We start from the raw sequence: 11,897 nt of genomic DNA on the forward strand, positions 1-11,897 counted from the left end.
CCGCGATCCAAGTACCGGACTGACGCGCTCGGTCACGGCCGACAGTAGCGGCAACTATCGCTTCTCCTACCTGCCGGTGGGCCACTATCAGCTGGAAAGCAGCAAGGACGGTCAACCGATAGGCTCGCCCGTCGGTGTGACGGTGAGCCTGGGCAACGCGACCACGGTCAATGTGGGTGAGAAGAACGAGGCGGTGGACCTGGCCGGTGTGCAGGTGACCGCGCCCAGCGTGGTATCGGTGGTGGACGTGACCTCCACCGAATCGGCCACCAACATCAGCCGGGAACAACTGTCGCGGTTACCGGTGGATCAGAACGTCCAGGCCGTGGCGCTGCTAGCACCGGGTGTGAACAAGGGCAACGCGGGTTTCGGTGGCATTTCCTTCGGTGGTTCGTCGGTGGCGGAGAATTCGTTCTATGTCAACGGACTGAACGTTACCGATTTCTACAACCGCAACGGGTTTTCCGAGGCGCCGTTTGCCTTCTACCAGGAATTCCAGGTCAAGACCGGCGGTTACTCGGTGGAGTTCGGCCGTACCACCGGCGGCGTGGTGAACGCTGTGAGCCGATCGGGCACCAATGAATTCAAGAGCGGCGTGGAGATGACCTTCGAGCCCAGCGCATGGCAGGCGAGGGCCGACAATCACTACGACAAGGATGGTGACCGCTACATCACCTCCAGCGAAGACCATTACTCCCGCACGAAAATGAACGTGTTCGCGTCAGGCCCGATCATCAAGGACAAGCTCTTCTTCTTCGCCATGTACGAGGCGCGCGGCTACACCCCGCAGAACACCAACGACCAGGGGACGCAGCTGACCCTGAACGACACGGACAGCGGTTTCTGGGGCACCAAGATCGATTGGCACATCAACGACAAGAACCTGCTGGAGTTCATGGCGTTCTCCGACAAGGACAAGAACGTCGGATCGGTCTACAACTACGATTTCGACACCGATACCACCCGCCCCAAGAATGACGAGGTCTACAGCGACACCGGTGGCAGGAACTGGGCGCTTACCTACACCAGCTACCTGCTCAACAACCTGTCGATGAAGCTGATGTACGGCAAGAACGAGCGCGAAGCCTTCACCCGTGCGCAAAGCGACTTCGACTGCAACCCGGTACGCGCGGTGTCGGCCATCGATTCGCCTGGCGTTCCCCTCGGCTGCAGCCCGAGCACGGCCGTGCAGAAACGCAACGATGAGCGCAAGCAGAGCAGGGCGGACTTTGAATGGACGCTGGGTGATCACCTGCTTCGTTTCGGCTACGACCACGAAGTGGATACGTCGGACTTCCTGCAGCACTACCCGGGCCCGGGCCAGCTGTACTACAACATCTATGAAACCACTCCCGGGGCGACCATCGAGAATGGCGGCGTGGTGCCGGCGGGCTATACCGCCTATGTGCGCGCGCGGCGCAACGAGCTAAGCGGTAACTTCGAAACCACCAACTCCGCTTATTACGTGGAGGACAATTGGTCGATTACTCCTAATTTCCTGCTTAATGTTGGCCTGCGCCGTGACGCCTTCGACAACAAGGATGCCGCGGGCCGCAGCTACATCAAGATGGACAACATGGTGGCGCCGCGCCTTGGGTTTTCGTGGGACCTGAAGGGTGACGGCACCACCAAGGTATTTGGTAACCTCGGCCGCTACTATCTGCCCGTGGCCAACGTGATCAACATCAAGCAGGCCGGCGGCCTGCTTGACCAGCGCACCTACTATGGCTTTGACGGTTACCAGATCCTCGAGCGGAACGGATCTCCGTATGCGGTGCCCATCCTTGGCCCCCAGATTGGCCCGGTAGACGACTCGCAGGGCGACGGCACCGTAGGCGATCTCCGCTCGGAGGTAGACAAGAACATGGACTCCGTCTACCAGGACGAGGCCATCCTGGGCTTTCAGCAGGCCATCAACGACAAGTGGTCGTGGGGCGTCAGCGGCACCTACCGCAAGCTGCACAACGCCATCGACGACATGGAGATCAGCGCAACGCGGCAGTGCGGCGGCGACGGCTACATCGGTTACGTGATGGCCAACCCGGGCAGCAAGGTCACCGTCTACGGCGACACCAACTGCGACGGCGTACCCGATGGCTACCTCACGGTGGACACGTCCAAGGAAGGCTGGGCCATGTATGACGCGGAAGGCAACTACCTGGGCCAGCGAGGCTGGAAGAAGCCCAAGCGCACCTTCGGCTCGCTGGAGTTCCAGATCGACCGTGCCTGGGACGACAAGTGGGCGTTCAATGCGTCATACGTGTTGTCGTGGAATCGTGGCAATGCCGAAGGACCGGTCAATTCCGACACCGACTTCGACGATACCGGCCGTACCGAGAATTTCGACGATCCGTATGTGAACACCAGCAGCGGTTACCTGCCCAACGATCATCGCCACCAGTTCAAGTTCCGCGGCACGTATGCGATAAGCCCGAACTGGCAGCTTGGCGCCGACCTCGTCGTGCTGTCCGGCAGCCCGATTACCGGCTATGGCGTGGGCAACCCCTTTGACGCCACCGTGTACCACAGCTACTACATCTGCGTGGCCGATTGCGACGATCCGCATTCGGAGAATCGCGTGTACCAGCTGTCGCCGCGTGGCAAGGACCGTACGCCCTGGACATACAACCTCGGTGCCAGCCTGACCTACATCCTGCCGGTCACCGAAAAGAGCAACCTGCGGGTGAAGTTCGCCGTGTATAACCTGTTCAACCAGCAGCGCACCCTGGGCGTGGATCAGGACCTGCAGACCTCGGTCGGCGGACTGAACTCAACCTTCCTCCAGCCCCAGCGCTTCCAGTCTCCGCGGTTTGGCCAATTGACCGTATCGGTGGATTTCTAAGGAAGCGCTTTCCCCGGCGACCCGCGCCTTGCGGGTCGCTTTTTTTTGCCCGAGCGGCGACCATGGATGCCAGACCGGATAAGGCGTCGTCAGTGACGTCGTGATGTATTTGACCGAGGTGGACCCCGATGGCGACTTCAGCAACGATCTGGAAGATTTGGCATTCGAGCGTGTCCGGGATGGCGCTACTCTTCGCGATCATCGTCACGCCAGCGTGGGCAGCATCGCCACCACCGGCGATTTCACCGGCGGTAACCACGGCCAGTGCTGGCCTGGTGGACATCCGTAGCCTCGTTCCGGATATCGGTGAGGTGATCCACTATGCCGGCAAGGACAACTTCACCGGCGCCGTGGTGGATGGTTACCGCGCGCCGAAGTGCTTCCTGTTGCGGCCGGCCGCAGAGGCACTGGCCCATGTGGAGCGGGACCTGAGGAAGAAGGATATGCGTTTGCAGATCTTCGACTGCTACCGGCCGGCGCGTGCCGTGGCAGCCTTCGTACGCTGGGCGTCCAGTCCCGATCAATCCACCCGGGCGGTGCATTACCCGAATGTGCCGAAATCGGCGTTGTTGGGTGAATACATTGCCCCCGTGTCCGGTCACAGCCGTGGAGCGACACTGGACCTTACCCTGATGCAATGCCACGGCGGAAAGAATTGCGCACCGCTGGACATGGGCACGGGTTTCGATTTCTTCGATCCGCTGGCGCACACGGACGCGCCGGGTGCCACGCCTGTCCAGCACGCGAACAGAGAGCGGTTGCTCAAGGCGATGGGGGCGGAAGGGTTTGAGAACTACGCTCCGGAGTGGTGGCACTTCACGCTGAAGGACGATCACACCCCAAACCTGATCTACGACGCTCCGGTGGAGTGAGCGCATGGTGTTGGATATCGCCGACGCGTTTCTCGGCAGGGACGAGCTATAGGCATCGACTCGCGATCACGCAGGTTGGCAGCAACGCCCGATATGGCGGGCTCGATGCGCATGGCCAGATGGCAGCTCCTCACCACGGAGTGCCATCATGTTTCTCCTCAAGCTTTCTGCCATGGCCCTGTCAGCCACGTCAGTCCATGTATCGACGGCGGCGGAAACCGCCCCCGTTTATATCGACGCTATTGATTACCCGAACCAAGAAGGTGGCTGGGATGCCTTCTACGATCTCGAGCGTCGTCTAGCCAGCGACTTCGACGACGTCTGTGGCGACACCTTTTGCGAAGGCGACTACAGCAATATCCAGCACCTGCGTTACCGGTGCTCGGTGCGAGTGGCCGACGCAGTGATGGGAGAATGCATCTGGACGTTCGCTGGTAGCAACCAGGACGTGGACCAGGGGTCGGGCAAGGTCGTGGTGAATGGACGTATCTGGCAATGCAGGTCGCCGGTCGTGCCGGGCACGATGATCGGTGAGTTTTACCAGGCTCTGGCTGGTCGCAATGCGCTGCACGCGCCGTTGCCGCGTGGCGGAAGGTCGATCTATGAGGGGCTCACCGACTGCGGGTTCTGACGTTGGCATCCACAGGTGCCGGCCCTGCCGGTCGGCACCCTGCCATCGGTACGGGATGGCAAGGGATGGCCGCTGGTGCATGCTGCCGCCACTTGCCCATTTGGATTGCCCTCATGCGCCGTGTCGCCGTCTTGCTTTTGCTTGCCGTTCCAGTGGCTTCGGTCTGGGCGGTGACCAGCCCCGAGGCGGAGATCAAGCGCCTGTCGCAGCAGTTTTCCGATGCCTCGGCCAGTGGCGATGCCGCGACGCTCGGTCGACTGTTGGACGACCGAGTCGTATTCATGAACGAGAGCGGCGAGCTTTCCAGCCGCGCCGACATCCTGGCCAGCACGCAGCCCACGCCAGCAGGCCGGCACAATGAACTGGTGCAGGGCGACTGGAATTTCGTGTTGCAAGGCGACACCGCAGTCACCAGCTTCACCGACAATGGCACCTTCACCATGGGCGATGTGGTGCTGCACGCCCGCTTCAAATCGATCGAGACCTGGCAGCACAAGAAAGACGGTTGGAAGATGATCGCCAGCCAGACACTTGCCGTGCAGGACGATCCGGCTGCGGTCACCTTGACTGCGGCCGACCTTGATCAGTATGTGGGCACTTATAGCGCAGGCATGGCGGCCACGGTGAAGATCACCCGCACGCCGCGTGGGCTGGAGAGCGCCACCAACGGCGGCGCGGCCAAGGAGCTGGACGCTGAGGTGCGCGATGTGTTGTTCACCCCGGGTCAGCCACGCACGCGCAGGATCATCCAGCGCGATGCCGCCGGCCATGTCACCGGCTTCATCGCCCGTCGTGAAGGGCACGACCTGCTATATCGCAAGCAGGCCTCCTGACGCTTACTGCTCCACCAACTCCACGCGGCGGTTCTTGGCTTTGCCGGCATCGTCGTGGTTGCTTGCTACCGGTGCGTACGATGCCAGGCCCTTGGCTGACAGGCGGTTTGCTGCAATGCCGTAGGTGGTCGTCAGAGCTTTGACCACGGACTCGGCACGTTGCTGGCTGAGGGTGAGATTGTGCGCCAGCGCACCGGTGTCGTCAGTGTGGCCGACGATGTACACCTTCAGGCTCGGCTGCTTGTGCAACAGGTCGCTCATTTGTTTGAGCGTGGGGTCCGATGAAGACGTGAGCTTGGCGCTGTCCGTGTCGAAGGTGAGGCCGTAGAGGGCGATCTTGCCTTCGGATGCGAGGCCTTTGGACATGGCGTTGGCGTCGACGGTGACTTGGCCGGTGGTCATGGCTCCGTGGTCGATCACCACTAAAAGCGCGCCAGCGGGCTTGTCGTCTGGACCTGAGACCATGAGACCGAGATCAACCTGGGAATCACCACGCTTGAGTTCCGCGCCGAGGTAACGCACGTTGTCGCTGGCATAGAGCGACTGGATCATTTGGTTGCGATGATCGGGATCGGCCTTGAGCAAGGGCTCGGTAAACAGTGCCGTGAACGCCTGGCCGCCACATCCATCTGCGGCATTTCCCGGCTTGCACGAATAGAACGTGATGAAGCCTGCCTTGCCCAGTGCCTCGACATAGTTGGCCATGACTTCTGCAGCCGTCTTGCCCGCCGGCATCGTGTACGCAATACGCGTGACCTTGCCTTTTGACTCGTGAGTACTCGCGAAAGTCAATCCGTCGGACTTGCCGGCGGGCAAGTCAACTTCGTCATATGGAACCTGCTTGTATCCGACGATCTGGGATCCCGCGAAGCGTTTGATCATCGGGTGATCGGCGCCGCCTTTCACCTCCGTTGGCTTGGCTGAAAGCGAAATAAAAAGCAAGGAACTGCAGCACAAAGCAAAAGTTCTACCAAGCCTATTCATAATTTCACCCCCGGGTAATAGCCATTTACAAACTGTTTAGTTTCACGGGTAACGTTATTAGAACGTAAGACCTAGTCGTCAAACTCACGCCGCTGAACACTTTCGAACGAACTAGCTAATACTTTGATAAACAACGTAATTATGCCGCAAGTTGGTGTAATGAAACAGAGAATTCACGTGTTATATGAACTACATATGAACAGAGCGAGCAACTGAAAAATAATCGAAACCGGCGAAGGCAATTTTTGTCGTAAGGTGACGCTGTTGGTCACATTTCGCAATCTAACCGTAAATTGCACATGCGGCTAACAACTAACTAGCTGATTCGTAACCATGTTTGCGAAGTGGCCAAACGGGGCGGGGGCTAGGGGAATTTCTAACACTCGACAGCAGTGTCCTTCTCAGCAAAGGGGTAATTCATGAAGACCACGATTCTTCGCAATGGCATCAAGGTTCGTCAGCGCGGCCAGGGCATGACCGAATACATCATCATCACGGCACTTATCGCCATTGCCGCGATCGCCGCATTCAGCATGTTCGGCGGCGCCGTGCGTTCGCAGGTTGCTGCGATGGCCGAGGAAGTGGGTGGTGGTAACAGTGCGAGCGCGATTGGGCACGCCAAGAACGAGGGTGACGCGGCGTCGTCGCAGGCCACTCAGAAGGCTGATATGGCCAGCTACAACAGCGGCAAGGACGCAAAGTAAGAAACGCGCCTTGGCCGGAGCTTCCGCCCGCCGTGGCCGCCAGACGGTCGCGTGCGGCGGGGCTCTCTTGTCGTTCCCCTGATCGCATGAGGTTATCCCTTGCAACTGACAGGAATGCCGCCCTCGCGACAACGCGGCCAGGCCATGGTGCTGGCAGTGGTTTGCATGCTGGTCTTCCTGGTGGGAGCGCTGGTGTTGTTCAACACCGGCATGGCGGTGAACAAAAAGATCCAGCTCAACAACGCGGCCGACGCCGCAGCGTATAGCGCTGCCGTGCAGGAGGCTCGTACCTACAACCTGATCGCCTACCTCAACCGGGCGCAGGTGGCCAACGAAGTCTGCATCGCGCAGATGGTGAGCTGGCATTCGTGGATGAACTTCGCCATTTCAGGCACCGATCATTTTGCCGACGCCGCCAACGACATCGGCATCGCCCTTGATATCACGGGCGTCGGCGCTGAGGTGGGCGTGGCCCTTAACGAGATGGCCGCGGAGTTGAAGGAAGCCAAGCAGGCCATGGTGACAGCCCGCAATGGCATGAAGACCGGATTCTCCTTCGGCATCGGTCTGCTCAGCGCCGCGAATGTGGCTTACAGCGATGCGGCCCGCTTCGCAGCTGACGCACAGATCGGCGATATCCCCAAAGTAGTGGACACGGTGATTAAGCAGAACACCTCCAATGCGCAAGGTGAGACCAACGAAAAACCCGCGGGCCTGAACGCCAAGTCACTGGTGCTGCTTGAGTCGCAGCTGGCCACGGCAAATACCAAATTCATCAAGCTTTACCAGGTGCCAAAAAGTGCCAGTGCCAGCAGCAATCCGTCGCACACGGCCGATGCGGATCGCCTGGTCAACGTGATCATGCAATCGCGTGATGGTTTTTCGCGCGAGCGAAACGGTGACCTTCTTGGCCTGCATAAGCGCGGCGGAACGGACCTCATCAGCTACAACCGCTGGGCGGCGATGGATACCTTGCAGGTGAAAATCAAACCCTTTCTCGTCACGCTGATCGACCTTCCACTGGCGTGGGGTGGCGCAGCAGCCGTGAAGAACCAGAACGGAGCCTCATTCTCCAACCTGATCGACCAGGATCGCGGCTGGACCTCGCCCTACCGCTACGACGCAAAGCACGACGACCGTTTCAATGGAGCGCGCGACAACAGCGATGCCGGCAACCTCGGTCGATTGCATCCGGCCGACCCGAACAACAACGACGCCATCCTCACCAACTACCAGGGCCTGCACAGCTACGAGGATACCGCCGCCAAGATGGCGATCCAGCCGTATGCGTCGAGTAATCCCGAGGACGAAACCCAGGCACTGGCCGTGGGTCCGTACTTCACCGTGGCGGTGGAACAGAAGATGTCCGACGTGCGTACTGCCGACAACATACAAGGCATGGGCGGCACGCCCGATGTCGTAGCTCATGACAAGACCCAGAACAACAAGATGACAGCTTTAGCCAGCGCGCAGGTCTACTTCGACCGCCCGGCCACGCTGTTCCTGCGCAATACCGACAACGATCGGGAGCTGGGCAACCTCTTCAGCCCGTACTGGCAGGCGCGTCTGATCGACACCCCGAACGCCACCAAGCTTGAGATCTTCGCCGCCGACGCTGTTGGCCTTTAGGACCTGAATTACCGCATGAATTTCAGCCCCGCCCGCATCGCATTGATCGCATCCCTGGCGCTGACCGCCTGTTCGCACGACGCCCAGGGCGAAGTCGACACAGGCGGCTCCGCCGGCGGAAAGGTCGCCGACTACACCGTGCACTATGACCAGACCTCCTACATGTCGGCCGACAACAAGCCGCAGGAGGAGACCACCTATCGCACGATGCTCGCCGATTGCCAGAAGGCCGGCGGCAACATTCGTCCGCTTGCACCGGCAGATGTCGCTCGCGTCGGTCGGGTGCACAACGAGGCCTGGCTCGCCCCGGACCGCCATGCCATTCACACCGAGGAGTGGCACCTGGGAACCGACGGTACCTGCCAGTTCAAGCTCGAGCACAAGGACTCCACGGACATCCTTGCGAACGGCAAACAGACAGACTTCGATGGCTTGGCACAGACCGGCAACGAGCAGGACATGGCGTCCGATGCCGGTGGGCCGATCCAGGAAGACGATGCGCAACTGGCCGCCCAGGGTGCACAGATGGGCTGGAAGAAAATGGGCGATGCCATGGCCAATGGCGCGAAATGTTCGATCTGGCAGGACACCAACGGTGCGCAGGTCTGTGTCTGGACGGGAGGTCGCCCGTGGGGTTTCTCGGCCAACGGCGCCATTGCGTTGAAAGATGGCATGTCCCAGGAAGGCACGGTCGTGCTGTGGGCGAAATCCGGCAAAGGCGCCAGCTGGACGCTCGACACCGATCGCTTCGATGTCGGCAAGCCGCTGGATCCGAACGCGTTCTCGATTCCAAAAAATATCGTAGTCAGTAAATCGGCGCCTTGAGCGCTGCCACCAGGAGGGGGTGATGGCTATTGCATCTGCCAACATGCGCGGGACGAGTCGTGGTCCCCGTTCACAACGCGGTCAAAGCCTCCCGGAGGTGGCGATCTGCTGTATTGCCATCGTGCCGCTTTTTCTGGGCGTGTGGTTGCTGGGGCAGTACATCCACGTGCGTTCCACCGCCATGCAAGCGGCCCGTGCGTCGGCCTGGGACGCTGCAGTCAGTCCACACATCGTGGCCACCACCGGCGGCATGCCTTCCACAGATACCGCGCAGACGCGAATCCGTGCACTGCAGTTTGGCAAGACCGACGCATCGCTGAAGAACGTCACAACGGCCAACACCCTAGCCGACCCGATGCTTAAGACCTTCGCCGGGAAGGATCTCCTGCTATCGAACAAGGTCACGCTCAATACCTATACCAATTCGGCCTCGCCGGCTTATTCGGAAAAAGTGCTCGCCGCCATTGGCGCGGTCACAAAATCGATTGGCCTGGGCGAATTCCCGCCTGACAACAATGGGCTGATCACCGCCGAGGTCCATGCGCGCACCGAGCACATCACCAATTCGTCCGGTGGCGCGGCCAAGTTCCTCGATCCACTGGACACCATGGACCTGGACTTCCCGGGCCGCACAGTGCTTCTGGCAGATACCTGGAATGCAGCCGGCAACGGCGAAGACGCCCATGGCGACGCCACCAGTACCGACAAGCGCATGGTGCGCACGGTCATCCGGCCCCTGGTGCCTTCGGACGCCCTGGGCACCACTTTCGATGGCGCCATCACCGATATCGTCGACATCCTTGGAAAGATCCCCTTCATCGACGACATCATCACGCCGGGCTTCAACAACTTCACATTCGGCAAGACGGCGCCCGATGTGGTGCCTGCAGACAAGCTGGTACCCAATGGCAAGAAGCCCTGACATGCGCGCCGTCCTGGGGCTTTGCCTGTTTCTGGCGTCGGGTGGCGCCATGGCTACCGCGTGGCCTGATCCCGCCGTGCCCGAGGGCACGCAGTCGGCCCAGACTGCCTCGCATCTCATTTTCAACGGCCTGGACATGCGAACCCGCGTGTTCCAGTCCACGCAGTCGGCCGACGCCATCGTCGACTATTACCGCCGGATGTGGCCGGGCAAGGCAATCGTCGACACTACACCTGCCACGCGCATCATTGGTCATCGCGAAGGCGACTATTACGTGACCATCCAGGTGAGCGGGCAGGGCTCGGGCAGCAAAGGCACGATCGGCATTGTCCATCTGCCCGACAGTGCTACAACGCCTGCATTGGGACGAGGCATTCCCCATCCCGATAACACCGTGGTGAGCAACGATATCGTCTACCCCGACGATGCAACGCCCGCACGCACGCTGGCAATGAGCAACGGCCTGTCGGTGCAGCAGAACATGAATTACTTCCGTGATCACCTGCTGGCTGACGGCTGGAAAACCGCGCAACCCGCACCGTGCGATGCCGATGCCCAGGCCTGCGTGGTCGACTACGAGAACGGCGATACCCACCTGGCCCTGGCGGTGACCCGCCGTGGCCCGGATTCGGAAATAGTCGTCAACGTGATGGGTAATGGAGCGGTGCCATGAAGAAGCGTTTCGTCGCTTGCGTTGCCGGCCGCCGGCGCCAGCGCGGCGCGGCCATGGTCGAATATTCCATTGGCGCGCTGATGCTGGTGCTGGTGTTGGTGGCGGTCAACCCCAATGCAATCGAGCAGCTGGTGACGGCCATACGTGATGCATACACCAGCTTTGTCTACGCGCTATCCGTGTCGTGGTTCTAACAGGGGAGAGATAGGTGGCACGAGTTAATCGAAATCTCATGTTCGTAGTCATCGCCGTGGTGCTTGGCATCCTTGCAAGTTTCCTGGCCGTCAATTACGTCGAGAAACAAGTGGCTGCCCGCACGCCGGTGAACAACACCAAGACGGCCACCGTAGTGGTTCCGTCCCATCCAATGAAGAAAGGCGACATCATCAAGGCGGATGATGTCGCCGCGCGCGAAGTACCGTTGGATTTCATTCCCGCCGACGCCATCCACCCCGCCGAATTCCAAGCTTATGTCGGTCAGCAACTTCGATCGGATGTCGCCCAGGGTGCTCCCTTCAGTGCAAGTGCGGTGGATTTGGTAACTGACCATTTCTCCAACGTGATCAATCCGGGTGATGTCGCCTACACCATCCAGGTGGATGACAACAATTCGATTTCCGGCTTGATGGTCCCCGGTGATCATGTGGACATCCTGTTGTTGGTCTCCGACGGAGAAAAGGCCCGTCTGATGCCCCTGCAAAGCAACGTGGCGGTACTGGCCACCGGCAAGCGCGCTCGTGGCGTGCAGGGGAACGACTCAGGCTCAACGGGGTTCTCCAATGTCACCCTCGAATTGGCGCCGCAGGACGCGCAGCGCGTGGCAATGGCCGGAAAGGCTGGCGAGCTGCGCGTGATGCTGCGCAAGTCCGGCAACAACGAACCATTCAACCTTCAATCCCTTAGCAAGGCCGACCTGCTGAAGGTCGGGACCCCAGTGCGAAAGGGCTCCGGTATCGAATTCATCATTGGGACGAAGACCTGA

General features: G+C 60.3%; 12 protein-coding genes. 11 read left to right on the forward strand and 1 reads right to left on the reverse strand.

What is annotated here, in order from left to right; translation table 11 throughout:
• From VGM61_RS09500 to VGM61_RS09515, 4 genes are all read left to right on the forward strand, one after another.
• On the forward strand, window positions 1-2,842 hold a 2,842-nt coding region (locus VGM61_RS09500; RefSeq protein WP_331522548.1), incomplete at its 5' end, for a TonB-dependent receptor.
• A 128-nt stretch (window positions 2,843-2,970) separates the two neighbouring features.
• Entirely contained in the window at window positions 2,971-3,714 is a 744-nt protein-coding gene (locus VGM61_RS09505; protein ID WP_414694846.1) for a M15 family metallopeptidase, read from the forward strand.
• Between the two features lie 148 nt (window positions 3,715-3,862).
• Entirely contained in the window at window positions 3,863-4,345 is a 483-nt protein-coding gene (locus VGM61_RS09510; protein ID WP_331522549.1) for a hypothetical protein, read from the forward strand.
• A 113-nt stretch (window positions 4,346-4,458) separates the two neighbouring features.
• On the forward strand, window positions 4,459-5,178 hold the full coding sequence (locus VGM61_RS09515; protein WP_331522550.1) for a nuclear transport factor 2 family protein: 720 nt from the start codon (window positions 4,459-4,461) through the stop codon (window positions 5,176-5,178).
• Between the two features lie 3 nt (window positions 5,179-5,181).
• Here the strand turns inward: VGM61_RS09515 and VGM61_RS09520 are convergent, their stop codons facing one another.
• Entirely contained in the window at window positions 5,182-6,162 is a 981-nt protein-coding gene (locus tag VGM61_RS09520) for an OmpA family protein (RefSeq protein WP_331522551.1), read from the reverse strand.
• Window positions 6,163-6,581: 419 nt separating this feature from the next.
• On the opposite strand from VGM61_RS09520, the gene VGM61_RS09525 reads away from it, so the two are divergent.
• The 7 genes from VGM61_RS09525 (at window position 6,582) to cpaB (ending at window position 11,897) form a co-directional block, all read left to right on the forward strand.
• On the forward strand, window positions 6,582-6,866 hold the full coding sequence (locus VGM61_RS09525; protein ID WP_331522552.1) for a pilus assembly protein: 285 nt from the start codon (window positions 6,582-6,584) through the stop codon (window positions 6,864-6,866).
• Window positions 6,867-6,965: 99 nt separating this feature from the next.
• Window positions 6,966-8,495, forward strand: a complete 1,530-nt coding sequence (locus VGM61_RS09530) for a pilus assembly protein TadG-related protein (protein WP_331522554.1) — start codon at window positions 6,966-6,968, stop codon at window positions 8,493-8,495.
• Between the two features lie 15 nt (window positions 8,496-8,510).
• Complete coding sequence (locus tag VGM61_RS09535) at window positions 8,511-9,320, forward strand: hypothetical protein (RefSeq protein ID WP_331522555.1); 810 nt, start codon at window positions 8,511-8,513, stop codon at window positions 9,318-9,320.
• A 43-nt stretch (window positions 9,321-9,363) separates the two neighbouring features.
• Window positions 9,364-10,242: a TadE/TadG family type IV pilus assembly protein gene (locus VGM61_RS09540; protein ID WP_331522609.1), complete on the forward strand. Its 879-nt coding sequence runs from the start codon at window positions 9,364-9,366 to the stop codon at window positions 10,240-10,242.
• 1 nt (window position 10,243) lies between these two features.
• Window positions 10,244-10,915: a hypothetical protein gene (locus VGM61_RS09545; protein WP_331522556.1), complete on the forward strand. Its 672-nt coding sequence runs from the start codon at window positions 10,244-10,246 to the stop codon at window positions 10,913-10,915.
• Window positions 10,912-11,109, forward strand: a complete 198-nt coding sequence (locus VGM61_RS09550) for a hypothetical protein (RefSeq protein ID WP_331522557.1) — start codon at window positions 10,912-10,914, stop codon at window positions 11,107-11,109. Before VGM61_RS09545 ends, VGM61_RS09550 begins: the two co-directional genes overlap by 4 nt.
• Before the next feature lie 38 nt (window positions 11,110-11,147).
• Window positions 11,148-11,897, forward strand: coding sequence for a Flp pilus assembly protein CpaB (gene cpaB / locus VGM61_RS09555; RefSeq protein WP_331522559.1), 750 nt, complete (start codon window positions 11,148-11,150; stop codon window positions 11,895-11,897).

The sequence above is a fragment of the Pinirhizobacter sp. genome (genome assembly GCF_036499745.1).
Taxonomy (GTDB): Bacteria; Pseudomonadota; Gammaproteobacteria; order Xanthomonadales; family Rhodanobacteraceae; genus Pinirhizobacter.